The organism is Streptomyces sp. 8N114 (assembly GCF_052245835.1).
Lineage (GTDB): Bacteria > Actinomycetota > Actinomycetes > Streptomycetales > Streptomycetaceae > Streptomyces.
Window position 1 is genome coordinate 68,101 of record NZ_JBQQBT010000016.1, and the last position, 24,596, is coordinate 92,696.

At 71.1% G+C, this 24,596-nt stretch carries 23 protein-coding genes and 1 riboswitch; of the genes, 15 read left to right on the plus strand and 8 right to left on the minus strand.

The features are described 5' to 3' along the window. Positions 1-34: 34 nt before the first annotated feature. Positions 35-1,054, plus strand: coding sequence for a hypothetical protein (locus ACTWQF_RS26690; protein WP_443282238.1), 1,020 nt, complete (start codon positions 35-37; stop codon positions 1,052-1,054). Between the two features lie 57 nt (positions 1,055-1,111). On the opposite strand, the gene ACTWQF_RS26695 is transcribed toward ACTWQF_RS26690, so the two are convergent. From ACTWQF_RS26695 to ACTWQF_RS26705, 3 genes are all read right to left on the minus strand, one after another. Continuing rightward, entirely contained in the window at positions 1,112-2,071 is a 960-nt protein-coding gene (locus tag ACTWQF_RS26695) for a 1-phosphofructokinase family hexose kinase (RefSeq protein ID WP_443282239.1), read from the minus strand. A gap of 184 nt (positions 2,072-2,255) precedes the next feature. After that, positions 2,256-3,431 carry an N-acetylglucosamine-6-phosphate deacetylase gene (nagA, locus tag ACTWQF_RS26700; protein ID WP_443282240.1) on the minus strand — a complete coding sequence of 392 codons (1,176 nt, stop codon included), beginning with the start codon at positions 3,429-3,431 and terminating at the stop codon, positions 2,256-2,258. Then, on the minus strand, positions 3,428-4,387 hold the full coding sequence (locus tag ACTWQF_RS26705) for an ROK family protein (protein WP_443282303.1): 960 nt from the start codon (positions 4,385-4,387) through the stop codon (positions 3,428-3,430). The genes nagA and ACTWQF_RS26705 overlap by 4 nt, the downstream gene beginning before the upstream one ends. Positions 4,388-4,663: 276 nt before the next feature. Here ACTWQF_RS26705 and ACTWQF_RS26710 point away from each other — a divergent pair, with 276 nt between their 5' ends. From ACTWQF_RS26710 to otsB, 3 genes are all read left to right on the plus strand, one after another. After that, the gene (locus ACTWQF_RS26710; protein WP_443282241.1) at positions 4,664-5,950 is read left to right on the plus strand and encodes an extracellular solute-binding protein; all 1,287 of its coding nucleotides are present in this window, start codon (positions 4,664-4,666) and stop codon (positions 5,948-5,950) included. 75 nt (positions 5,951-6,025) lie between these two features. After that, the gene (locus ACTWQF_RS26715; RefSeq protein WP_443282242.1) at positions 6,026-6,337 is read left to right on the plus strand and encodes a DUF3263 domain-containing protein; all 312 of its coding nucleotides are present in this window, start codon (positions 6,026-6,028) and stop codon (positions 6,335-6,337) included. Between the two features lie 23 nt (positions 6,338-6,360). Continuing rightward, entirely contained in the window at positions 6,361-7,203 is an 843-nt protein-coding gene (otsB, locus tag ACTWQF_RS26720) for a trehalose-phosphatase (protein WP_443282243.1), read from the plus strand. A 13-nt stretch (positions 7,204-7,216) separates the two neighbouring features. Here the strand turns inward: otsB and ACTWQF_RS26725 are convergent, their stop codons facing one another. Next, complete coding sequence (locus tag ACTWQF_RS26725; RefSeq protein WP_443282304.1) at positions 7,217-8,665, minus strand: alpha,alpha-trehalose-phosphate synthase (UDP-forming); 1,449 nt, start codon at positions 8,663-8,665, stop codon at positions 7,217-7,219. A gap of 125 nt (positions 8,666-8,790) precedes the next feature. Continuing rightward, positions 8,791-9,795 carry a glucosyl-3-phosphoglycerate synthase gene (locus ACTWQF_RS26730; protein ID WP_443282244.1) on the minus strand — a complete coding sequence of 335 codons (1,005 nt, stop codon included), beginning with the start codon at positions 9,793-9,795 and terminating at the stop codon, positions 8,791-8,793. Positions 9,796-10,057: 262 nt separating this feature from the next. Beyond that, a riboswitch (SAM riboswitch) is annotated at positions 10,058-10,208 on the plus strand. Between the two features lie 17 nt (positions 10,209-10,225). On the opposite strand from ACTWQF_RS26730, the gene thrC reads away from it, so the two are divergent. The 4 genes from thrC (at position 10,226) to groL (ending at position 14,744) form a co-directional block, all read left to right on the plus strand. Next, positions 10,226-11,548: a threonine synthase gene (gene thrC, locus ACTWQF_RS26735; protein ID WP_443282245.1), complete on the plus strand. Its 1,323-nt coding sequence runs from the start codon at positions 10,226-10,228 to the stop codon at positions 11,546-11,548. A gap of 142 nt (positions 11,549-11,690) precedes the next feature. Next, the gene (locus ACTWQF_RS26740) at positions 11,691-11,966 is read left to right on the plus strand and encodes a MoaD/ThiS family protein (protein ID WP_443282246.1); all 276 of its coding nucleotides are present in this window, start codon (positions 11,691-11,693) and stop codon (positions 11,964-11,966) included. 504 nt (positions 11,967-12,470) lie between these two features. Beyond that, a complete protein-coding gene (locus ACTWQF_RS26745; protein ID WP_016472377.1) occupies positions 12,471-12,674 on the plus strand; it encodes a cold-shock protein in 204 nt (67 codons plus the stop codon). A 441-nt stretch (positions 12,675-13,115) separates the two neighbouring features. Next, entirely contained in the window at positions 13,116-14,744 is a 1,629-nt protein-coding gene (gene groL, locus ACTWQF_RS26750) for a chaperonin GroEL (RefSeq protein WP_433108156.1), read from the plus strand. A gap of 121 nt (positions 14,745-14,865) precedes the next feature. On the opposite strand, the gene ACTWQF_RS26755 is transcribed toward groL, so the two are convergent. Next, positions 14,866-15,201 carry a DUF427 domain-containing protein gene (locus ACTWQF_RS26755; RefSeq protein ID WP_443282247.1) on the minus strand — a complete coding sequence of 112 codons (336 nt, stop codon included), beginning with the start codon at positions 15,199-15,201 and terminating at the stop codon, positions 14,866-14,868. 58 nt (positions 15,202-15,259) lie between these two features. Next, positions 15,260-15,904 (minus strand): GNAT family N-acetyltransferase, encoded by a 645-nt coding sequence (locus ACTWQF_RS26760; RefSeq protein WP_443282248.1) that lies wholly within the window; start codon positions 15,902-15,904, stop codon positions 15,260-15,262. Between the two features lie 136 nt (positions 15,905-16,040). On the opposite strand from ACTWQF_RS26760, the gene ACTWQF_RS26765 reads away from it, so the two are divergent. From ACTWQF_RS26765 to ACTWQF_RS26785, 5 genes are all read left to right on the plus strand, one after another. Next, on the plus strand, positions 16,041-16,169 hold the full coding sequence (locus ACTWQF_RS26765) for a hypothetical protein (RefSeq protein ID WP_443282249.1): 129 nt from the start codon (positions 16,041-16,043) through the stop codon (positions 16,167-16,169). Positions 16,170-16,415: 246 nt separating this feature from the next. Further along, positions 16,416-16,985, plus strand: coding sequence for a transglycosylase SLT domain-containing protein (locus ACTWQF_RS26770; RefSeq protein WP_443282250.1), 570 nt, complete (start codon positions 16,416-16,418; stop codon positions 16,983-16,985). Positions 16,986-17,210: 225 nt separating this feature from the next. Continuing rightward, on the plus strand, positions 17,211-17,894 hold the full coding sequence (locus ACTWQF_RS26775; RefSeq protein ID WP_443282251.1) for a sensor domain-containing protein: 684 nt from the start codon (positions 17,211-17,213) through the stop codon (positions 17,892-17,894). A 236-nt stretch (positions 17,895-18,130) separates the two neighbouring features. Continuing rightward, complete coding sequence (locus ACTWQF_RS26780) at positions 18,131-18,931, plus strand: VOC family protein (RefSeq protein WP_443282252.1); 801 nt, start codon at positions 18,131-18,133, stop codon at positions 18,929-18,931. Between the two features lie 180 nt (positions 18,932-19,111). After that, positions 19,112-21,139 carry an isocitrate lyase/phosphoenolpyruvate mutase family protein gene (locus ACTWQF_RS26785; RefSeq protein ID WP_443282253.1) on the plus strand — a complete coding sequence of 676 codons (2,028 nt, stop codon included), beginning with the start codon at positions 19,112-19,114 and terminating at the stop codon, positions 21,137-21,139. Here the strand turns inward: ACTWQF_RS26785 and ACTWQF_RS26790 are convergent. Then, entirely contained in the window at positions 21,094-22,347 is a 1,254-nt protein-coding gene (locus ACTWQF_RS26790) for a M20 family metallopeptidase (RefSeq protein ID WP_443282254.1), read from the minus strand. The genes ACTWQF_RS26785 and ACTWQF_RS26790 overlap by 46 nt on opposite strands. 65 nt (positions 22,348-22,412) lie before the next feature. Between ACTWQF_RS26790 and ACTWQF_RS26795 the strand changes: the two genes are divergently transcribed. Beyond that, positions 22,413-23,009: a TetR/AcrR family transcriptional regulator gene (locus tag ACTWQF_RS26795; RefSeq protein WP_443282255.1), complete on the plus strand. Its 597-nt coding sequence runs from the start codon at positions 22,413-22,415 to the stop codon at positions 23,007-23,009. Between the two features lie 243 nt (positions 23,010-23,252). Then, a complete protein-coding gene (locus tag ACTWQF_RS26800; RefSeq protein WP_443282256.1) occupies positions 23,253-24,497 on the plus strand; it encodes an MFS transporter in 1,245 nt (414 codons plus the stop codon). Positions 24,498-24,596: the final 99 nt, after the last annotated feature.

Genomic DNA, 24,596 nt, shown 5'->3' on the forward strand with positions numbered 1-24,596 from the left:
CGCCCGGATACCTGACGCAGTAGGGAGTGAGGGGATGACCGCCGAGAACAACGGCACGGGGGCTGCGCCGGAAGGGGGCGACGAGGACCCGTTCGCGTATCTGTACCGGCAGGAGGGCGACGCCCAGCAGTCCGCCGCACCCGGCCAGCAACCCGGCGTTCCCCGTCGCTCCTTCAACCAGGTCCGTGCCGTCGGCGAGCGGCAGTACGGCTACGGCTACCCGCAGCAACAGCAGCGCTCCGGCTACGGCTATCCGCAGCAGGGATCCGGCTACGGTCACCCCCAGCAGCAGTCCGGTTACGGCTATCCGCAGCAGCCCCCGCCGCCGGAGAGCCGGCCCAGCCCGCACTATGCGGCGCCCGAGACGGTGCCCGGCGGGCGAGCGGCGGCACGGCAGCAGGGCGGAGCGGGCAACGGTCGCGGCGGCCGCAACCGGACCGGCCTGCTGGTGGGCGCGATAGCCGTCGTCGCCGCGGTGGTCCTGGGTATCGGCGCCGCCATCGTCTTCAACGACGACAACACCGCCGAGGACCCGCAGGCCAACGACACCGGCGGCAGCAGCCAGCAGGACGACCAGAACCAGGGCAACGACGGCAACGGCGACAAGAAGGACAAGAAACCCGCGCCGAAGACGCTGCCCAAGGAGGACGCGGCCAGCCTCAACCTCAACGGCGCCACCGTCGCCAAACAGGTGCCGGGCGCCCAGGCCCGTGGCGGCGCGTACGTCGACATGAACCAGCCGGGTGCCGCGGCGACCTGGGAGATGAAGGGCGTACCCGCAGCCGGCAAGTACACCCTGCACGTCCGCTACGGCGTGCCCGGCAAGGACACGGCCGCCGACCTCACCGTCAACGGGAAGCCCGAGAGCCGGCCGGTGCGGCTGAAGAACTTCTCCCACGCCAAGGAAGGCGACTGGGAACAGGGCTGGACGGATACGTATTCGTACATCCTGCTCGAAAAGGGCCAGAACTCGATCAAGATCGCCTGCGGCTCCGGGTGCGAGGCCAACCTGGACAAGGTCTGGCTCACCAAGGGCTGGAAGAGCGACGGCTGAGAGGCCGCAGGCCGGGCGGAGGTTCCACGGCCGTCACCGCAACCTCTGCTCACCCCCTCAAGGGGTCTCCGCCTTGCGGACCCGTACCGAGGTGAGCATCCGCGTGTAGGTCGGCTCGTCGAACTCGCCGGCCACCGGAGAGCGCACCGTCGCCGCGGACAGCGCGACCGCGCGGGTCAGCCGGTCCGGCCAGGGCAGGCCCTCGGCGAGGCCGGAGAGCAGGCCCGCGACCGCGGAGTCGCCCGCGCCGGTCGGGTTGCCGGCCAGCCGCTCGGGCACCGCGGCGCTCCAGGCGCCGTCCTGGGTGACCAGCAGCATCCCGTCGGCCCCCAGCGAGGCCGCCACCGCGTGGGCGCCGCGCCGCTGGGCCGCGCGGGCTGCGCGCAGCGGTTCCGCGGTGCCGGTGATCCCGGCCAGCTCCTCCGCGTTGGGCTTGACGATGTCGGGCCGGGCGGCCAGCCCGCGGCGCAGCGGCTCCCCGTCGGTGTCCAGCAGGACGGGAATCCCGGCCGTACGCGCCTCGCGGACGAGCGTCGCGTACGCACCGACGGGCACGCCCGGCGGCAGGCTGCCGCACAGTGCGACGGCCTCGGCGCCGCGGCCCAGCAGCGCGCGGTAGGCGGTCAGGAAGCCGTCCCACTCCTCGGGCGTGATGTGCGGTCCGGGCTCGTTGAACTGGGTGGTGTCGCCGGTGGTCTCGTCGACGACAGCGACGGTGCGCCGGGTGCGCCCGGCCACCTGGAACAGCGCGTCGGTGACGGTGGCGGTGCCGCCGCCCGCGATGTGCTCGGCGGCGTCCGCCGCCAGCAGAGCCCGTAGGACGCGGCCCATCTCGCCGCCGACGAAGCCGGTGACGGTCGTCCTGAAGCCGAGCGCACCGAGCACCCGGGCGACGTTCAGCCCCTTGCCGCCGGGGCGCTCGGTCACCTCCCGCACCCGGTGCGAGGCGTGCGGTACGAGGTGGGGCACACGGTAGGTGAGGTCGAGTGCGGCGTTGAGCGTGACGGTCAGGATCATCTGCTCGCACCACCCTCACCCGGCTGACGACGGTTCATGACATACAACCCACGGCTTACAACCACGACATACGACACTTCGGCGGCCCGCGACCGCACGAGCGGCTCCACAGCCCGCGAGCGATCCGCGACCGCGCGAGCGATCATGCCATTCGAACCCGTGCCGGGCGACCCCTCGGCCCGGCTCAGCGGGTGCGCGGCGGCACGATCCAGCTGCCCTGGCGCATGACTCCGGCCAGCGTGAACTCCTCGTCCAGCACCACCAGGTCCGCCAGCTTCCCGGTCTCGATCGAGCCCACCCGGTCGGCCATGCCCAGCAGCCGCGCCGGGGTGGCGGACAGCGCCGTGACGGTGTCGGTGACCGGCAGCCCGTCCACGGTGACCGCGCGCTTGAACGCCTGATCGAGCGTCAGCGTGGAACCGGCGATGGAGCCGCCCTCCACCAGCCGGGCCACGCCGCCCCGCACCTCGACCTCCAGGTTGCCCAGCGGGTAGCGGCCGTCGCCCATGCCCGCCGCGCCCATCGCGTCGGTGATGAAGGCGACCCGGTCGGCGCCAGCCGCCTCGAACGCCAGGCGGAGGACGGCGGGGTGCAGATGGATGCCGTCGTTGATCAGCTCGACGGTGACGCGCTCGTCCGCCAGCAGCGCGGCGACCGGTCCGGGCTGCCGGTGGCCGAGCGGCGGCATCGCGTTGAACAGATGGGTGGCGACCGTGGCTCCGGCGTCGATGGCCTCCTGGGTGCCCTCGTAGCTGCCGTCGGTGTGGCCGACGGCGGCGATCACGCCGTTGTCGACGAGCAGCCGTACCGAGTCCAGCCCGCCGGGCCGTTCAGGCGCGAGCGTCATCATCACCGCCCGGCCGCGGGCCGCGTCCAGCAGCTTGCGTACGTCGCCGGGGTCGGGGTCGCGCAGCAGCGACTCCTCGTGCGCACCGCGCCGTTCGCAGGAGATGAACGGGCCCTCGAAGTGGATGCCCGCCAGCTCGCCCTGTTCGACCAGTTCGCTCAGCGAACCCGCCTGCCGGGACAGATCGTCCAGGTCGCCGGTGACCGTGGAGGCGACCATGGTGGTGGTGCCGTGCTCGCGGTGGGTGCCGATGGCGGTCAGCGACTCCTCGTGGCTGCCCGCCGAGAAGGAGGCGCCCCCGCCGCCGTGTACGTGGGTGTCGACGAAGCCGGGCACGATCCAGTGCCCCGTCAGATCGAGCGTCCCGGCGCCCGGTTCGGGACTCCCGGCCGCCGGTCCGGGCCCATGACCGACGGCGGTGAGGGTGCGGCCCTCGACCGTCAGCCTGCCGTTCTCCCGCACCCCTTCGGGCAACACCACCCGGGCACCGGTCAGCACCGTTCGCTTGCTCATCGGCTCGCAACCTCCGCGGAGAGTAGATCCCAGGCGAGGAGCCCCGCGCCCAGGCAGCCCGCGGCATCACCCAGGGCCGCGGGCACGATGGCCGGGAGTGGCTGAAAGGTGACCTTCTCGCGCACCGCCTCCCGGAGCGGAACGAAGAGGGTGTCGCCCGCCTCGGCGAGGCCGCCGCCGATGATCAGTGTGCGGGGGTCGAGCAGGGTAAGTCCCGTGACCAGGCCGCTGGCCAGCGCATCGATGGCGTCGGCCCACACCCGCTGGGCACGTGGGTCGCCCGCCTCGACGGCCTTCGCCGCGTCGGCCGCCGTCGCCTCGGGGTCGCCGCTGGCCGCCGCCCAGGCCGCGCCGACAGCGGACGCCGAGGCGAGCCGTTCCAGACAGCCGCGCTGTCCGCAGCCGCAGGGCGGGCCGTCGGGCCGTACGACGATGTGGCCGATCTCCCCCGAGCTGCCGTGCGCGCCCGGTTCGACCCGGTCGCCGATGCCGATGGCGCCCGCGATGCCGGTGCCCAGCGGCACGAAGAGGTAGCGGTCCACGCCCTCCCCGGCGCCGATGCGGCCTTCCGCGAGCCCGCCGGTACGCACGTCGTGCCCGAGCGCCACCGGCAGCGGCGGCAGTTGGGCATCCCGCCCCTGGCCGAGGCGGTCGCTCAGCAGGGCGCGCATGGGGACGTCGCGCCAGCCGAGGTTGGCGGAGAAGACGGCGACGCCGCCCTCTTCGTCGATGGTGCCGGGGATGGCGACGCCCGCGGCGGACGGCTCGGTGCCGTACAGCTCCAGGCCCAGGGCGCGCAGTTCGGCGGCGAAGTCGAGGATTCCGGCCACCACGGCCTCGGGCCCGCGCTCGCGTCCGGTGGCCCGACGTGCCTCGTGCAGCAGTTCGTTGCCGGTGCCGATGAGAGCGGCCTTCATGCCGGTGCCGCCGACATCCAGGGCGATGACGTAACGCACGGCAGAGGTGTGGGGGGCCTCGTCACGGGTGTTCACGGGAACAGTTTCCCGTGCGAGAGCCCAAAAGGTCTAGTCCACTCTGCCGGCTTCCGGTTCCGGATCACCGAATGGAAGCCAAGCTGATTCCTTACCGGTATCCGGTTTCGGTAGACGCTCGGGCCCTCCTGGGGGGAGACTCCCGCCCATCGGGCCGGGGCCGGTGGTGCCAGGGGGGAGAGTGTGGGCATCGGGGCCTGTGGCACCTTCTGAGGTCTCAGGGTTGAGGGGTAGTAGAGAATGGATCGGCGTCGTTTCCTGGGGATGGCCGCGACCGGAGTGGCCGGAGCGGCCGGGATGACCGCACTGTCCGGCTGCGGCGGTGGCCCGGGATCGGGAGAGGTGAAGCTGAAGCTCGTCGCCGCCGACTACGGGAACCCAGGTGCGGAGAACAGCTCGAAGATCTACTGGCGGAAACTCGCCGACGCTTTCACCAAGAAGAACCCCGACATCACTGTCGACGTCACCGTCTACAGCTGGAACGACATCGGCAAGAAGCTCACCGAGATGGTCGAGGCGGGCGACCCGCCGGACATCGCCCAGGTCGACTCGTACGCCAACTGGGCAGCAGAGGGAAAGCTGTACAAGGTCAGCGAGCTCCTTCCGATACCGGCGCAGGCCGAGTTCCTCGTCGCACTCGCCGAGGCGGGAGAGGTACGGCGCGTCCAGTACGGTCTGCCGTTCGTCGCCAGCACCCGGGTGCTCTTCTACAACAAGGACCTCTTCAAGAAGGCCGGGCTGGACCCCGACGAGCCGCCGGAGAGCTGGCGCGACCTCAAGACCGCGGCGCGAGCCCTCAAAGCGGCCGGCGTCAAGATCCCCTACGGTCTGCCGCTCGGCCCCGAGGAAGCCCAGGGCGAGTCCCTGATGTGGATACTCGGCAACGGCGGAAGCTTCGTCGACAGCGTGGGCAACTACACCCTCAACTCCCCCGAGAACGTCGAGACGTTCCAGTGGCTGCGCGACAACCTCGTCACCCCCGGCTACACCGAACCCAGCCCCCAGCGCGTCGACCGGCAGAAGATGTTCGAGGCGTTCACCGAGGGCGACGTGGGCATCCTCAACGGCCACCCCACCCTGATGCAGCAGGCCGACAAGAAGAACATCTCCTACGGCACCGCCAAGCTGCCCGGCAACGACGGCCCCGCCGAGGGCACCCTCGGCGTGGCCGACTGGATGATGGCCTTCAACAAGAACGGCCATCGCGAAGCGTGCGGCAAGTTCCTCGCCTTCGTCTACGAGGAGAAGAACCACTACGCCTTCACGTCCCAGTACGGGCTGCTGCCCGTCACCAGCAGCGCCTCCCAGCGGATGCGCAAGGACAAGAAGCAGAAGAAGCTCTGGCCCTTCCTCGACCAGCTCGCCGGGGCCGAGTTCTACCCGGTGGGCAAGGTGTCCTGGGCGGACACCAGCGCGATCATCAAGAAGACCATCGGCCAGGCGGCCATGAAGGACGGCGACCCGAGGGGCGTCCTGACCACGCTGCAGCGCAAGGCGGCGGCCGAGGAGGACGCGGCGCCGTCCTGATGCGGGCCGCTCCTGGCGCGGCGTCGCCGCTGATGCGGGGCCGCTCCTGACACCCCTCCCGCGTACGGTGGAGGGGTGAGCGGTACGGAAGACGAGCGTGACGGTGCGGACAGCGGCGAGGCGGTGGCGGAGCTCTCGGACGAGGACCGGATGGCGGAACTCTCGGACGAGGACCGCGCCGTGCTCGCCTTCGCCGCCCGCGGGTGGGCCTCCCCCGGCGAGAAGGAACGCGCCGTCCGGGAGCGGCTCGGCATGTCGCCCGTGCGCTACTACCAGTACCTCAACGCGCTGCTCGACGACCCCCGCGCTGCCCGGCACGATCCCGTGACCGTCAACCGGCTGCGGCGCGTCCGACAGGCCAACCGGGACCGTACCCACCAGCCGTAACCACAGCTGGTTATGGTGCGGCCATGTCGCTTCCCTCGCTCCCGGAGACGGAGGCCGGGCGTGCCGGGCTCGCCGCCCTGCTCTCCGACCCCGCGCGCGCCGTGCTCGCGTTCGACTTCGACGGGACGCTCGCGCCCATCGTCACCGACCCGCAGGACGCGCGGGCCGACCCCGAAGCAGTGCACGCGCTGGCGCGGCTGGCCCCGCGGCTGGCCGGCGTCGCCGTCATCACCGGCCGGCCCGCGGCTGACGCCGTACGGTACGGCGGCTTCGAGAGCGTCGCCGGGCTGGAGGGACTGACGGTGCTCGGTGCGTACGGGGCCGAACGGTGGGACGCCGCGGACCCGGTCGTGCGGGCACCCGACCCCCCCGCAGGGGTCGCGGCGGTACGGGCCGAACTCCCCGCCGTGCTCGCCGAGTCGGGAGCGCCGGAGGGTACCTGGACGGAGGACAAGGGCCGGGCGCTCGCCGTACACACCCGCCGCGTGACCTCGCCCGAGGCCGCCCTCGACCAGCTGCGCACCCCGCTGTACGCCCTTGCCGAGCGGCATGGACTCATGGTGGAGCCGGGCCGCATGGTGCTCGAACTCCGCCCGCCGGGCGCCGACAAGGGCGCGGCACTCGCGGACTACATCCGCGAACGGGCCGCCACCACTGTCGCCTACGCCGGTGACGACCTGGGCGACCTTCCCGCGTACGCCACCGTCGCGGCGCTGCGCCGGGAGGGCGTGCCGGGGCTGCTGGTGTACAGCGCCCCCGAGACGGCGACGGAGTCGGTCGAGCAACTCCGCACCGCGGCCGACGTCCGCGTCACGGGCCCTGCCGGGCTGGCGGCCTGGCTGCGTGCGCTGGCGGACGCGCTGTAGCGGTCCGCGGCCGTCAGCGGAGCGCTTCCAGCTGGTTCAGCAGCCAGCGGGTCGGGGGCTGGGAGGTGGCGGTCTTTGCCAGGCGGCGGGTCCGCTCCGCGCGGGTGGAGGCGTCCAGTTCCAGCGCTGTCCGCAAGGCGGCGGCCGTCTCCCGCACATCGAAGGGGTGCACACAAATGGCGTCGGGCGCCAGTTCCTCGTACGCTCCGGCCTCCCGGGAGAGGACCAGGGCACAGCCCTCGTCGGAGACGACGGGGATCTCCTTCGCCACGAGGTTCATCCCGTCGCGGATCGGGTTCACCAGCGCGACGTCCGCCATCCGGTAGGCGGCCAGCGAGCGTGCGAAGTCATCCTTCACATGCAGCAGGACCGGCGTCCAGCCATCGGTGCCGAACTCCTTGTTGATCGCGTCGGCGACCCGGCCGACCTCGGCCGTGTAGTGGCGGTAGACGGCGAGATCCTGCCGCGAGGGGTAGGCGAACGCCAGATGGACGACGCGTTCGCGCCACTCGGGATGGTCGGCGAGCAGCCGCCGGTACGCGTACAGGCCGCGGACGATGTTCTTGGACAGCTCGGTCCTGTCCACCCGAACGATGGTCCGGCGGGGGCTTCCGTCCGGGCCCGTACCCACCTGTTCGCGCAGCTGTGCCATCCGCTCGGCGACGTCGTCCCGGTGCGCCCGCTCGCGCAGGAAGTCGCCGTCCGCGCCGAGCGGGTGCACCCCGATCTGCGTCGTACGGCCCTCGTAGGTCACCGAGAGCGCATCGCCCGCTCCCTCCCCGGTGACCGTCGCGCCCAGCACCCGTTCGCAGCACTCGGTGAACAGCCGGGCCCAGCGTGCGGTCAAGAACGCGGTGCGGTCGGCGCCGAGCATGCCGCGCAGCACCTGCGTGGCGACCTCGTCCGGGAGCAGCCGGAAGTAGTCGGCGGGCGCCCAGGGGGTGTGCGAGAAGTGGCCGATCCGCAGATCGGGGCGGCGCTCGCGGAGCATGCCGGGGACGAGGGTGAGGTGGTAGTCCTGCACCAGCACCGTGGCGCCCCGCCCGGCCTCCTGCGCCAGCGCCTCGGCGAAGGCGGCGTTGTACGCCTCGTACTCCGCCCACTGGCGGCTGAAGTCCTGGTCGAAGACCGGTTCCAGCGGCGTCTGGTACAGCATGTGATGGGTGAACCACAGCACGGAGTTGGCGATGCCGTGGTACGCCGCCTCGAAGGTGCCGGGCGGGATGTCGAGCATCCGTACGGACTGCCCGCCGACGTCCCCGCCGTCCAGGTGACCGCCCGAGCGCCGGACCGCCTCGCGATCGCCCGCACCGAGCGCCGCGCACACCCACACCGCGTCGGTCCCGGAGCCGATGGCCGACAGTCCGGAAACCAGGCCGCCGCCTCCGCGCTTCGCGGTGAGCGTGCCGTCGTCGCCCAGCGTGTAGGACACCGGTCCACGGTTGGACGCGACGAGGACCATCGCGGATGTCACCCGCGGTCCCTGTGCTCCCTGCGATGTTGCTGCTCCAGCGACCATGCGGCGAGCCTAGCCGCCGCCGAAACCGCTCAAACGTGCCCGTACCGCAGCCTCGTCCGCCGACGCCCTCACGCCGCCACCCGCTGCCCGTACTCGGGCACCGTGCACATCGGAGGGCGCTCCTCCGCATCCACCAGGTGGCCGCGGGGGACGAAACAGCCCGCCTCGTCCCGCTCGAACTGGGTCAGCGCCGTCCCGCCGGACCGTCCCTCGAACACGCTCCGCGCACCGTGCGCCACCGTCGGGCCGCCCCGGCCGATGCGGCGCTCGGCCGCCGCGTAGATGGCGGTGGCCATCCGGCCGAGTGCCTGCCCGTCCTGGTTGCGGTGCAGCCGTACGCCCACATCGACCTGGGCCAGCGCGTCCAGCCCCACCAGCTCCAGCGCGTCGACCAGCAGCGCCAGCTCCACCCCGTAGCCGACCGGGAAGGGCAGCCGCTCCAGCAGCGAGCGGCGCGCCGCGTACTCGCCGCCCAGCGGCTGGACGAGCCCGGCCAGCCGCGGCCAGTGCAGATTGAGCAGGGGGCGCGCCACCAGCTCGGTCACGCGCCCGCCGCCGGCCGGGCTGCCGGGCAGCGGGCGGTCGTACATCGCCTTGACCAGCTGTACGTCCGGCTCCGTCAGCAGCGGCCCGACGATGCCGGTGACGAAGTCGGGCGAGAACTCGCGCAGGTCCGCGTCGACGAAGCAGATGATGTCGCCGCTGGTCGCCAGCAGGGAGCGCCACAGCACCTCACCCTTTCCGGGGCGGGTCGGCAGCCTGGGCAGCACCTCGTCCCGGTGGATCACCTTGGCCCCGGCGGCTGCCGCGACCTCGGCGGTGCGGTCGGTGGAGCCGGAGTTCATCACGATCAGCTCGTCCACCAGCGGTGTCCCGGAATCGAGGTGGGGCGAGGCCAGCTCGCGGCGGATCACCGAGACGATGTCGCCGACCGTGGCCTCCTCGTTGAGCGCGGGCAGCACCACGCTGACGGTGGTGCCGGTGCGGCGCTTGGCCGCCAGCAGCGCCTCCAGCGGCCGGTCGGCGACGCGCCAGGAGCGGCGCCGCAGCCATTGGCCCACTTCATCGAGCACGTGCGCCGCCTTCCTGTAGTCGGGTCCCGCTGGTCGGGCTGAGGTGGGACGGGTGGTGCGGTGGCCGGCCCCGGGCGAGGGCCCCAGGCCATGGCCCCAGGGCCGCGGAGGCGAGCGACGGGTGATCCATCTCGCGGTTCGGACGTCCCTCTCAAGCGTGACCGCCGTCAGTTACAGTCTTGAACAACGCAGGTGACCTCCGCATCTCGGGGTCGCCGCGACAAACGCCCGAGCGGCCCCTGGCCGCCCGGCGCCATAGTGCAGCTCATCCAGAGGGGCAGAGGGAACGGCCCGTTGAAGCCCCGGCAACCATCCCGCGATCCGCGTGTACGCGGACCCTCCAGGCGAGACCGCCTCGTGGGGACGGTGCCAATTCCGGCCCGTGACGAGATACGCCACGGGGAAGATGAGGAGAAAGGGCCTCGCCTCCATGGCTGTGCAGACAGTTGCAGCGAACAGCACCACTTCCACCGACGCCTCTGACGCGTCCGGCGCCACCTCGCACGATCTCGGCGCCGCTGTGGCCCTCTCCTGTCGCGAGTGCGGCACCCGCACCGAGCTGGGGCCCAGCTTCGTGTGTCTGGAGTGTTTCGGCCCGCTGGAAGTCGCCTACGAGCTGCCCACCGGTGACCCGGAGGGCCTCCGCAGGCGGATCGAGGCCGGTCCCGCCTCGATGTGGCGTTACGCACCGCTGCTGCCGGTACCGGCCGACGTCGCCGAGAAGCCGAACCTGAACCCCGGCTTCACCCAGTTGGTGAAGGCCGACCGGCTGGCCGCCGAGCTGGGAGTGACCGGCGGTCTGTACGTCAAGGACGACTCCGGCAACCCCACCCACTCCTTCAAGGACCGTCCGGTCGCCATCGCCCTGGAGGCAGCCCGGGCGTTCGGGTTCACCACCCTCTCCTGCTCCTCGACCGGCAACCTGGCCGGTGCGGTGGGCGCCGCCGCCTCCCGGGCCGGGCTGCGCTCGTGCGTGTTCATCCCGGACGGGCTGGAGCAGTCCAAGGTGGTGATGGCCGCGATCTACGGCGGCGACCTCGTCGCGATCGACGGCACCTACGACGACGTGAACCGCTTCTGCTCCGAGCTCATCGGCGACCCGCTGGGCGAGGGCTGGGGCTTCACCAACGTCAACCTGCGGCCGTTCTACGCCGAGGGCTCGAAGTCCCTGGCGTACGAGATCTGTGAGCAGCTCGGCTGGCGGCTGCCCGACCAGCTCGTCATCCCCGTCGCCTCCGGCTGCCAGCTGGTGAAGATCGACAAGGGGCTGCGGGAGCTGATCCAGCTCGGGCTCGTCGAGGACAAGCCGTTCCGGATCTTCGCCGCGCAGGCGGAGGGGTGCTCGCCGGTCTCCCGCGCGTACAAGGAGGGCACCACCGCCGTCCGCCCGGTCAAGCAGCCCGACACCATCGCCAAGTCCCTCGCCATCGGCGACCCGGCGGACGGTCCGTACGTCATCGACATCTGCCGGCGCACCGGCGGGGCCGTCGAGGACGTGAACGACGCGGAGATCGTGGACGCGATGAAGCTGCTCGCGCGGACCGAGGGCGTGTTCGCGGAGACGGCCGGAGGTGTCACGCTGGGCGTGACCCGCAAGCTGATCGAGTCCGGCGCCATCGACCCGAGCCTCACGACCGTCGTGCTGAACACGGGTGACGGCCTCAAGACCCTCGACGCCGTGGCCCCCACGGCGCGGCCCACCGCCGTGATCCGCCCCAACCTGGCCGCCTTCCGCGAGTCCGGCCTGGCCTGACCGAGGTGCCCCGGGTGCCCTGGGCGCCCAGGTTGCCGGAGGCGCCTCAGACGGCTGAAATCGGCCCCCCGGTGTTTAGCGGGTGGGAATGCCGGAGCGGGGCCCCCTGGGGTGCTTTCCCTCTTACGTTAGGAAGATCGACATGAGCGTCAACGTCCGGATCCCGACCATCCTCCGTACCTACACGGGCGGTCAGGCCGAGGTCACCGCCGAGGGCGGCACCCTCGCCGAGGTCCTGGCGGACCTGGAGAAGAACCACGCGGGCATCAGCGCCCGTGTCCTGGACGACGCGGGCAAGCTCCGCCGCTTCGTCAACGTCTACGTCAACGACGACGACGTCCGCTTCGAGCAGGGCCTGGAGACCCCCACCCCGGACGGTGCGGGCATCTCCATCATCCCGGCGGTGGCCGGCGGCTGACCCGTCCGGCCGCGCGGTCGGGGCTGCGGCCCCGCAGCCGCCCGCCGCTGCCCCGCCGACCAGCGCTCGGGCTCTGTGATCGCCCCTTCCGAGGAAAAACGGAAGGGGCGATTCCATGTGACGAGAGGCGGTTCGGGAGACGGTAGAGTTACGGCAGTTCCCCCTCCCGGCGGTTGCCGGACGCGTATGAGAACGCGCCAGGGGCGGATCAACACCGCGACAACAACGGGACAAGTTGCTGTCGAAAACCGGACGGCAATTGTCGTGAAGGCCCCGAATGTCTGGCCCGACTTGCCCTGCTCCGACGGCAGTTGAGGCTTATTTCCGATCAGTCGTGCCCAGAATTCTCGTCCGATTGACCTGTTGCACAGGGCGTCCGTGCAGATACATTCAGCGGCGGTCGACGCGTTCCGGCGCACGCCCCCGCTTGCTTGTGGGGGTGAGGTCTGACCCGGGTTCGCGAAGTGCGGGCTCGTGCAAGGGCCAGTAATAGGGGAGTTAGGAATGGCTCAGGGCACCGTCAAGTGGTTCAACGCGGAGAAGGGGTACGGCTTCATCGCGGTCGACGGTGGTGCGGACGTGTTCGTCCACTACAGCGCGATCCAGATGGACGGTTACCGCACCCTGGACGAAGGGCAGCGGGTCGAGTTCGAGATCTCGCAGGGTCAGAAGGGGCCGCAGGCGGACATGGTCCGCGTGACCGGCTGAGTGTCGCCGGACTGCGCAGAGCTTGTAGACACAGCAGAGAAGAGAAGGGGCCGCACCCACGGTGCGGCCCCTTCTTCGTGCCCAAGCTGCGAGGGAGGAGTTTCCCCCCGGAGGGGGCCCGGGGCTGTGCTTACATGCGGCTCCGCCGCGTGGGCGCGCCCAGCCAGGGAGCACCCGCAGCCCGACGGACAGGGGCACCCCCTCATCGGCATGGCGAGCCCCGCCAACGTCGCTTGCACTCTCCATGCCCGAGTGCTAATCATTGGGTTAGCACTCTGCGAGTGAGAGTGACAAAGAAGGACCGGGTCGGTGAGGCCGCAGGCCGGTGGGGAAGGAACCGCCGGGTCGCAGGCCGTCCGTCGCGGGCGCCACGCGGTCCGGAGAAATCCAACCCTCCCCTTGCGCTCGGCGCATGGGGGAATCCAGGGAGGACCAACCCACATGGCCAAGATCATCGCCTTTGACGAGGAGGCGCGGCGCGGTCTTGAGCGTGGCATGAACCAGCTTGCCGACGCCGTCAAGGTCACGCTCGGCCCGAAGGGCCGCAACGTCGTTCTGGAGAAGAAGTGGGGCGCCCCCACGATCACGAACGACGGTGTCTCCATCGCCAAGGAGATCGAGCTCGAGGACTCCTACGAGAAGATCGGCGCCGAGCTGGTCAAGGAGGTCGCCAAGAAGACGGACGACGTCGCCGGTGACGGCACGACGACCGCCACCGTGCTGGCTCAGGCGCTCGTGCGGGAGGGTCTGCGCAACGTTGCCGCGGGCGCCAACCCGATGGCCCTCAAGCGCGGTATCGAGCAGGCCACCGAGGCCGTCTCCGCCGCTCTTCTGGAGCAGGCGAAGGACGTGGAGACCAAGGAGCAGATCGCTTCGACCGCCTCCATCTCCGCTGCCGACACCCAGATCGGTGAGCTGATCGCCGAGGCCATGGACAAGGTCGGCAAGGAAGGCGTCATCACCGTCGAGGAGTCGCAGACCTTCGGGCTCGAGCTCGAGCTCACCGAGGGCATGCGCTTCGACAAGGGCTACATCTCCGCCTACTTCGCCACCGACATGGAGCGCATGGAGGCGGAGCTCGAGGACCCGTACATCCTCATCGTCAACTCCAAGATCAGCAACGTGAAGGACCTCCTTCCGCTGCTGGAGAAGGTCATGCAGTCGGGCAAGCCGCTGCTGATCATCGCGGAGGACGTCGAGGGCGAGGCGCTGTCCACGCTGGTCGTCAACAAGATCCGTGGCACCTTCAAGTCCGTCGCCGTCAAGGCCCCGGGCTTCGGTGACCGCCGCAAGGCCATGCTCGGCGACATCGCCATCCTCACCGGCGGCCAGGTCATCTCCGAGGAGGTCGGTCTCAAGCTGGAGAACGCCACCCTCGACCTGCTGGGCCGGGCGCGCAAGGTCCAGATCACCAAGGACGAGACCACCATCGTCGACGGTGCGGGCGACAGCGAGCAGGTCGCGGGCCGGGTCAACCAGATCCGCGCCGAGATCGAGAACAGCGACTCGGACTACGACCGCGAGAAGCTCCAGGAGCGCCTGGCGAAGCTGGCCGGCGGCGTGGCCGTCATCAAGGCCGGTGCCGCCACCGAGGTTGAGCTCAAGGAGCGGAAGCACCGCATCGAGGACGCCGTCCGCAACGCGAAGGCGGCCGTCGAGGAGGGCATCGTCGCCGGCGGTGGCGTGGCCCTGCTGCAGGCTTCCTCGGTCTTCGAGAAGCTGGAGCTGGAGGGCGACGAGGCCACCGGTGCCGCCGCCGTCAAGCTGGCTCTCGAGGCCCCGCTCAAGCAGATCGCGGTCAACGCCGGCCTCGAGGGCGGCGTCATCGTGGAGAAGGTGCGCAACCTGACCCCGGGCCACGGTCTGAACGCGGCCACCGGCGAGTACGTCGACATGATCGCCGAGGGCATCCTCGACCCGGCCAAGGTGACGCGCTCCGCGCTGCAGAACGCCGCCTCCATCGCGGCGCTCTTCCTCACCACCGAGGCCGTCATCGCCGACAAGCCGGAGAAGGCCGCCGCGGGCGCCGACGCGGCTGCCGGCGGTGGCATGGGCGGCATGGACTTCTGATGAGTCCGAGCCGTTCGCACGGCTCCGCCGCCTGCTGAGGCAGTACGAAGGCGGGTACCCCCGAGGGGGTGCCCGCCTTTGCCGTTCCGGCGGTTTCTGGAGTCGGCGGCGTTGTGGCGGTTCAGCCGACCTCGATGTCCGGGAAGCAGAAGTAGCCCTTGATCTCGGACACCTGGTCGAAGGGCTCGGGGTAGGACCAGGCGATGTCCTGGGCCGTACCGTCGGCCAGCGACCAGTAGTCGGCGGTGCCTTTGAAAGGGCAGCGGGTGTGGGTGTCGGACAGGGCGAGCAGGTCGGTGCGTACGTCCTCGGCCGGCAGGTAGTACCGCACCGGGTAACCCGTCTCGCTCAGCAGCAGCGGTCGCCGGCTGTCCGCCAGCACCTGGCCGTCGCGCGCGACCGCTCGCACGCGCTCGGTGCCTTCCTCGATGGTGATCGTGTGACCTTGTGCGGTCATGGCGCGGTCCTTCCGTCGGGGGTTGTCACGCGGGGGTTGTCACGGCGCAGCCTCGGCCTCAGACCCCGAAGAGGGCCAGGGCCGACCGTTCCAGCCCCGCCATCTTCACCGGTACCGCGCGGTGCGCCTCCCAGTCGACACGGTCCAGTCGGAGCCGCTCGAAGGTGCGGGCCTTGCCCAGTACGGCCTCGGTCAGCAGACCGTCCGGTCGGTAGCCCAGCTTCTCCGAGACTCGCCGCGAGCGCGGGTTGTCCGTCATGGCGGCGGACGTCATGCTGCGCGCGCCCAGCCCTTCGAAGGCCAACTGCAGTGCGGCCGCCCGCATCTCCGTACCGAACCCCTTGTTCTGGTGCGCCGCGCCGAGCCAGGAGCCGGTCTCCGCTTCCCGTACGACCGCGAAGTCGGTGCTGCTCACATCCTGACGCCCGATCACCCGCCCCTCGTGCAGTACGGCGAGGCTCAGCGTCCACGCCTCCGGCCGCCAGTTCGCAATGGTGCTCAGTACATGCTGGAAGCAGCCGCGCTTGCGCTCCTCCGGGCTCGCGGCGGTCCACGGGATGCTGAACGGCATCTCGGCGTCGTCATGCACCTTTCCGGCGGCGAGCTGCGCCAGCTCGGCGAGCGTTTGTTCGTCCGGAAGGCGCAGCTGAAGGCGGGGAGTTGTCAGGCGCAGCGCGTACAAGGGCCAGATGTCAGCTTCCATGACGAGAGCTTGCCGAAGAGGGGGAGCAGGGTCGAACGAATTACCTCCCCCTGCGGCTCGTCTCACGGTACGTATTGCGCGCCCAGTTTCACGGCTCGTCGATGAGTCCACCGCGCTGCCCCGCTACGAGGAGCGCATGCGCCCCTACGCCGCCCTCAACCAGGCCCTCGCCACCGAGAACCCCGGCAAGGGCGCCTCCGAGGAATCCCTCACCCACGCGAAGAATGCCCTCACCCTGGGTGATGCGGGCGGGGGTGGATTGTGAGGGCGCCCATAGGACCCAGATCACTTACGAAGCAGCTTCGTATGTCCGCGTTGCTCCGACCTGGGGCGGGCGGGGAGTGATCGACCCTCTGTCCGGATTGTTCCGATTCTGGATCGTACGTCACATATTTGCCGGGTGGGGGAGCCGGTTCCCAGGGTGGGTGCCAGGCCGCGACAAGACCGGGACAACGCACCACTCCCGGGACGCGCGGCCGGAACGTCCCCCCACGAAAGGCTCCCCGCTCGCATGCGTAACGCCCTGCGTACCCTCAAGCCCGCCCGTATCGCCACCACCGGCCTGACCGCGCTGGGCGCGGCCGGTATCGCCGCCACCACGCTGGCCGGAACCGCCCACGCCACCCAGGCCCCCGCCAAGCCCGCCGCCAAGCCCGCAGCGATCGAAAGCGCCGCCTCGACCGCGCAGCACGTGAGCATGCAGGCCGCACACGCAAAGAAGGCGCAGAAGGCGGACGACCAGCAGGCCGACGGCAAGTACGCGGACAACCTGGACGGCTGGATCCGCGAGGCACGCGCCATCATGGCCAAGCACGACATCCCCGGCTCCTACGACGGCATCAAGCGCAACATCATCCGCGAGTCGGCCGGCGACCCCAACGCGATCAACGACTGGGACATCAACGCCAAGAAGGGCACCCCCTCCAAGGGCCTGCTCCAGGTGATCCAGCCCACCTTCGACCGCTACCACGTCGAAGGCACCCCTAATAAGCTCACCGATCCCGTAGCCAACATCGTCGCCGCCTGCAACTACGCAGCCGACCGCTACGGCACCATGGACAACGTCGACTCCGCCTACTAAGACAGGCCGCGCCGACACCACACACCACACGCGGCACACGCCCCCGCGCATGCGAACAGGAGCGGGTGGGAGGAACACCTCCCACCCGCTCCTTCGCTATGCCGGCTCGGCTCATGCCCCTGGTCATGCCCCTGGTGGGGCCCGGTCTCGGGTAGTGCTAGGTACACCCTCGGTTCGGGTCCCAGCGGTATGGGATCGGGCTCGCGGCGCGGCGAAAGTGGACACATGACAACGACGACGAACGTGCAGCCCGCCCCGCATTCCCTTTCGGCCCCTGTCGCGATGGCGGACGGCAGCCGCCGCGGGGGACGTTTTGGCCGGGAGGTGGGCTATCTGCTTTCCGGCCTGCCGCTGGGCATCGCCGCGTTCACGCTGGCGGTGACGGGGTTCGCTCTCGGTGTCTCGACGCTTGTCCTGGTCATCGGCCTGCCGGTGCTGGCCGGAACGCTGTCCATGACCCGGTATCTGGCTCGCGTGGAGGCGGACCACATAGCGGCCGTCACGGGCCGCCCGCTCCCGGCGCGCTCGGAGAGGCCGGCACCGGAGAGGGAGGGGAGCGGCAGCCGCGGCGGTCGGTGGAAGGCAGTGCGGGATCCGCAGGCGTGGCGCGAGCTGGTGCACGCGGTGCTCGCCTTCCCCGTGCGGGTGGTGACCTTCGCCCTGACGCTGACCTGGCTGGTCGGCGGGCTCGGCGAATTCACCTACGGGCTGTGGTCGTGGTCGATACCCCGGGACGGGCACGACGGTCTGGTGGACCTGGCCTTCGGGGTTACGGGACGGGGCGCCGACATCGCCTTCAACACCGCGGTCGGCGTGTTCTTGCTGGCCACGTCGGTGCCGGTGGTGCGCGGGCTCACGGTGATGCAGGCGAGCCTGGGTCGGGTGCTGTTGCGCCGCGGCGAGCTGTGACCGGGGCTTCCGGTCGGTCCGGCCGGGGCGGTCCTCACATCGGGGGCGGGCTTCCGAGCGGCGAGTCGGCCGAACTGCTGCCATCCTGAGGCGGCGGGCAACTGCGAAGCGCGGGCACTGGCACGCTTCGCAGTGCAGGACGCCCAGCAGATAGCAGGTACGCACTCAGTAGTGACGCGCCCAGCAGAGATGCACACAGCGCGCAGTACACAGTCCCCGTCTGCCGGAGGATCCGCATGCTGACCACCAACTTCGTTCCCGGCACCCCGAACTGGCTCGACCTCGGTGCGGCCGATGTGGACGCCGCTGTCGCCTTCTACACCAGCGTCTTCGACTGGCAGTTCCAGTCGGCGGGCCCGGAGGCCGGGGGGTACGGGTTCTTCCAGCGTGGCGGCAAGACCGTCGCCGCGGTCGGACCGCTGATGGAGGAGGGGGCGAGTCCCGCGTGGACGGCGTACTTCCACACGGGCGACGCGGACACGACCCGCGCCCAAGTGGAAGGCGCGGGCGGCACCGTACGGGTCGAGCCGATGGATGTGTTCACGGCCGGCCGCCTGGCGCAGTTCACCGATCCGACCGGCGCTGACTTCGCCGTATGGCAGCCGAGGGACACGGGCGGCCTGGAAGTGGTCATGGAGCCGGAGACGCTGTGCTGGACGGAGCTGTACACGACCGACGCGGCAAGGGCGAAGGACTTCTACAGAGCGGTGTTCTCGTGGAGCTACGAGGACATGCCGATGGGTGACGACCTGGTCTACACCGTCGCCTCGGCGCCCGGTGGCGGCACAGAGGACGACACCGGGCACGGCGGCATCATGCAGCTTCCGCAGGAGAATCTGAGCGCCGGGTCGACCTCGGAGTGGCACCCGTACTTCGCCACGGAGGACTGCGACGCGACGTGCACCCGGGCGACCGGGGCCGGGGCCAAGGTGCTGATCCCGCCGACGGACGCACCCGGTGTGGGCCGGCTCGCAATGCTCCGGGACCCGGCGGGCGCGCCGTTCGCCTTGATCAAGGGAGATCCGAACATGGGGTGAGGCGAGGAAGGCTTGACCCTCGCACTGTGTGAGGCCGTGGAGTGGGGGAGCCATGTTCACCAGCGGAGACTTCGCGACCCACGGCAGGGCGTCGGTGCGGATGCTGCGCCACTACGACGCGAGGAGGCGTCCGGAACTCTTCGGCGCGGGCCGAAGAGTTCCGGTCCTAGCGTTCGATGCATGTCGCGAACCGTGCACGAACTGGACCGGAGCGAGGACGTACGAGCGGCGCTGGCCAACCCGCACCTGGTGCCGGAGCTGCCGCCCGCAGCCGAGGCGCGGGGCCCCCTGCCCGAGCGAAGGGAGAGCTCGGGGGAGGGCGCTTCGATGGCCTGGCTGCGGGCAACGGTGCCCCGGTTCAGCTCCGGGGAGACGCATGCGCGGCGCCGAGCGTTGGTGGAGGCCGAGTTGCGCCGCGTCGATCCGGCGGAGCTGCGACGGGCGGTGGCCTCGCGGCCGGGGGCAGCCGAAGCCGACGTACGGATCCGGGTGGTCGCCGCCCTCGCTGAGGCGCTGGGGCTACGGGAACCGGACGCTGTGGCGGAGGCCGTCACGGTGGTGGCGGGGACCTACTTCGGCGGTACGGACCCCGCCGCCGACGCGGCGGTGGCCGAGCTGGTGGGACTGGTGCTGGGGAAGGAGGGCGCCGGTGAAGAGGATGAGATGGAGGTGGCCGCAGGTCGGATCTGCCTCCTTGTGCAGGCGTGCGACGCCACAGCCGCGCTGGTGCGGCACGCGACCGCCGCGGGCGGCGTGACCGCCGGGACCGCCGTGGGCTCCGCGGAAGCTGCTCGGGCCGGTGCGGTCGGTGCCAGTGCGACCGGTGCGGCTGGGGGCGCCGGTGAGGCTGCGGGTGCCGATGCCGTCGTCGGCGCGGATACCGCGGGTGCCGGTGCTGCCGTCGGCGTTGATACCGCCGGGGGCGCTGGTGCCGCCCCGGGTGCCGTTGCCGCCGGGGGCGCTGGTGCCGCCCCGCGCACAGCTGTCGCCGCTGGCGCTGATGCCGCCGCTAGCGCCGGTGCTGGTCCGGGCGCCGTTGCCGCCGCGAGCGCCCGCGATACCGCCGCGAGCGCCCGCGATACCGCCGTGGGCGCCGATGGCGGCGGGCTCCGCGTTGGCGGTCCGTTGGTGGAGGAGGTGGTGAAGGAGGTGCTGGGGGAGACGTTGCGTCGGGATCCGCCGGTCCGTGTGCTGCGTCGTGTTGCCGTGCGGGACACCCGCGTCGGGGGGCAGGAGATCGCGGAGGGGGAGGTTGTTGTGCTGGATATCGCCAGGGCGGGTCGTGGCGAGGCCAGGGGGTCACTGGCGTTCGGGGCTCCGCCGCGGGAGTGTCCCGGGCGGGAGCATGCGCTGGCTCTGGCGGCGGGCCTCCTGGCGCCCGGTCCGCGTACTCCCTTCGCGCGGCTGCATCACCGGGACACGCCGCTGCTGCTGCCCAACGCGTGGGACTACGTGTCGGCGGCGGCGCTGGTTGCCGACGGTTTCGAGGCGGTCGGCACCACCAGCCTCGGCGTTGCGGCGGCGGCGGGGCTGCCGGACGGTGTGGCCGCCACCGCGGAAGCCACGCTGGCTCTGGCGCGGCAACTCGGCGGCGGGCGCTTCCTGTTCACCGTCGATGCCGAAGGGGGGTTCAGCGACGGCCCGGCGCAGGTGGCGGAGCTGGCCCGGCAGCTGCGGGCCGCGGGTGCCGCCGGGCTCAACATCGAGGACGGCCGCGGCGACGGCACGCTCGCCCCTGCCGAGCTGCACGCGGCGAAGATCGCGGCGGTCAAGGCGGCAGTGCCGGAGCTGTTCGTCAACGCGCGTACCGATACGCACTGGCTGGGCTGTCGGCAGGACGAGACCGAGGCCCGCCTCGTGGCGTATCAACGGGCGGGGGCCGACGGGGTGTTCGTGCCCGGGCTGTCCGACCGCACCCGGATAGGGGCGTTGACCGCTCGCCTCGATGTACCGCTGAACATCCTGTACACCCCCGACGGTCCCGGCCTGGCGGAGCTCGCCGCGCTGGGTGTACGCCGGGTCAGCCTCGGCTCGCTGCTCTACCGCACGGCGCTGGGCGCGGCCGTGGCGGCGGCCCGAGCCGTCCGGGAAGGTCGGCACCCGGCGGGCGGCGACAGCACTCCCTCCTACGCGGAGGTGCAGATGCTGAGCTCGGGCGCGGGTCAGGACCGTCGATCCAACCGTCGGTCCGACCGTCCGTCCGGCTGAAGGAGGTTGAGCACGGCTTGCCGGTAGACGGCGTGGACCCGGGGCAGTTCGGCGAGGTGAGCGCGCTCGTCGATGCCGTGCAGCCCCTCGTACGGCACGCCGAAACCGGCGGTTGCCGGGATCCCCTCGCCCGCCAGCAAGTTGCCGATGTTGGACGGCCCCGCGATCTTCGGCCGTACGGCGAGGCCGGCGTCGGCAGCGGCGTGCAGCAGCGCGCGGGCGGGCTGCTCGTCCTCGGCCAGGTGGAAGGGCGGCCAGGAGGCGACGGGGGTGATGTCGGTCGGCCGAGGGGCGGGCAGTTCCGTGTCGAGTCGGGCGACGGCGTTGCTGACCAGGGCTTCCGCGTCGTGGGCTTCGAAGTCGGGGGTGGTACGGACATCGACGTTCAGTTCGCACAGGTCAGGGGTGACGGAGAAGCCCTGGCCGCCGTGGAGGGCGGTCACCGACAGCTTCGGCGGCAGCGGGAAGCCGGAACCGGCGTCTGCGGCAGGCAGTTCGGCCTCGTCGAGAAGGCGTACGAGGTGGGCGGCGCGGGAGATTGCCCCGACCACCGTCCGGCGCGATCCCGAGTGCCCGGAGGTGGCGTGCACGGCGAGAGTGGCCCGCCACAGGCCCCGGCCCCCGACCACGACTTCGTCCGTTCCCGGGTAGCCGATCAGCACCCCGGCGGGGCGGGCCGCGGCGGGGTCGGCGAGGTAGGCGCGGGCACCGCCGAAGCGGCCGGTGTGTTCGTCGACGTCCAGCAGCACGGCCAGCCCGCCGTGCAGCGCTTCGGCACGGGGCTTCAGCTCGGCCGCGATGTGGCAGAACATCGCCGCGGCCAGCTTGGAGTCGGCGGCGCCGCGCCCCAGCAGCCGGCCGTCGGCGATGTCGCCGCAGGCCGGTGGGAAGGACCAGGCGGCCTCGTCGCCGTACGGGGCGGTGTCCACACAGGCGTCCAGCGTCCACCACCTGCCCGGCCGGCCCCCGGGGAGTTCCACGAGCAGTCCTACGGGCTCACGGGCGTTGCCGGTGTCGTCGTATAGCCGGCGGTGCGGCAGGGCGTGGGCGGAAAGCCATTCCTCCAGTACGGCCAGGACGGGCCCGTAATCGTCGATCCCGGCCCGGCTGGGACGCCGGATCAGCTCCTGGGCGAGCCGCGCCACGGATGCTGCACGGGCCTCCGCGGCCTCCCCCGCCTGTTCCGGCTGCCGAAAGTTCTCCCTCATGCGCACATGGTGGCCCCGGCGGAGTATTAGAACGAGGAGTCCATAACTGTGCTACCGTGCTGCGCATGGCCCGGCCACGACTGTTCGACGAGGAGCGGGCCCTGGACGCGGCGATGCGGGCGTTCTGGGAGAAGGGGTACGAAGCCACTTCCACCCAGGATCTGTGCGAGGCGACCGGTCTGGGGCGCAGCAGCATCTACAACACCTTCAGCAGCAAACACGACCTGTTCCGACGGGCGTTGGCGCGGTACATCGACACCATGACCGCGCTCCAGCTGGAGATCCTGGAGGACGCGGAGCGGCCTCCGCTGGAGCGGATCGGGGCGCTGTTCGAGCGGGTCGTCGAGCAGGAGTTCACGGAGCGGCCGGAGGGGAGGAGTATCGGCTGTCTGTCCGTCAATGCCACGGTGGAGCTGGCGGCGCGGGACCCGGAGGTCGACCGGGTGCTGGCCCGGGATCTGCGGATGCGGCTCGACGCGCTGCGGGCCGTCGTCGAGGCGGGGCAGCGGGCCGGTGAGATCGCGTCCGACCGCGACCCGGAGGCCCTCGCCCGCTTCGTGAACGCCGTCATCGGCGGTATGCGGGTCTCCGCGCAGGGCGGCGCCGACCGCCCGTCGCTGGAGGGGATCGCCGCCACGGCGGTGGGGGCGCTCAGGCGCTGAGCGACGCCGCGCACCGAACCGCGGTCGTCCACAACGCGTCGAACCGCAGTCGCGCCACAACACATCGAACCGCGGCAAGCCGCGCCACAACACATCGAACCGCGGCAATCCGCGCAAGGGTGCGCCGCAGGGGCTGTCTGCTCCTGCGGCTCTCTTCTGGGCAAGTTTTGTACTGATCCATCCATAACGATCCATCCATAACCAGCGGTGGGCGAACCACCGGACGTACTCGGGGAGTCACGGATGCCACTGACCGTCTATCTCATGGCCGCGGGGATCTTCTCCATGGTCACCAGCGAATTCCTTGTCGCGGGGCTGATGCCGCAGATCGGGGACGGGCTGGATGTCACCGTCTCGCAGGTCGGCTACCTTGTCACCGCCTTCGCCGCCGCGATGACCGTCGGCGGCCCGTTCCTCGCCGCCGGGGTGCTCCGGCTGCGGCCCAAGTCGGCGCTGTTGCTGTTGTTCGGGATCTTCCTGGCCGGCAATGTGCTGGCCGCCGTCGCCTCCAGCTACGCGGTGATGCTCGTCGCGCGGCTCGTCACCGGCACCGCATCCGCCGCGTTCCTGGGCGCCGCGATCTCGCTCAGCGTGCGGCTGGTCCGGCCCGAACTCGCCGGGCGCGCCGTGTCCGTGGCGCTCAACGGGCTGATGCTCGGCACACTGCTCGGACTGCCGATCTCCACCTTCATCGGCGAACGGTACGGCTGGCGCAGCGCGTTCTGGGCCGTCACCGCCATGACCGTGCTTGCCGCCGTGGCCACGCTGGTGTGGGCGCCGCGGGTGGAACGGCAGGAGAGCGGCGGCAGCAGCGCGGGCGGCGGTCTCCGCCAGGAACTGGGCGTCTTCCGTAACCGGAGGCTGTGGCTGGTGCTGTCCACCAGCACGCTGGTGATCGGCGCGACGTTCTCGGCGTTCAGCTACTTCAACCCGATCCTGACCGAGATCTCCGGCTTCTCGGCCGGCAGCGTGCCGCTGCTGCTCGTCGCCTACGGCGCCGCCAACCTGGTTGGCAATGTGATCGTCGGCCGCCTCGCCGACCGGTACACCATCCCGGTCCTGCTGACCGGGCTGATCAGCAACGGCATCTTCCTCGCCGCCTTCGCACTGCTGGCCGACGTGCCCGTCGCCGCCCTCGTCTTCATGCTGGCCATCGGACTGGTCGGCATCACCATGAACCCGGCCATGGCCACCCGCGTCCAGCGCGCGGGCAACACCGGCCCCCTGGTCAACACCGTCCACTCCTCCTTCATCACCCTCGGCATCATCATCGGCTCAGCCCTCGGCGGCCTCGCCATCCCCCACTTCGGCCTGATCGCGCCGGTGTGGATCGGCGTGGGAATGGCCGCCCTGGGTGTCGTCACCCTGCTGCCGGATCTGCGGCGCAGCCGCCACTCGTCGCGGGTGGCCGCCGAACGACCGGTAGCGGCTTCGGCTGCAGGAGGAGCGGACGAGGACGCGAACCGCCCTGCGGCGAAGGTCGGTTGAGGCTCCACCGACGGCTTGCGCGGCCGAAGGCCCCAGCGTGGCTGGGGCCTTCGGGGCTGCCTTGGTCATACGGGTCGGTCATACGGGTCGGTCATACGG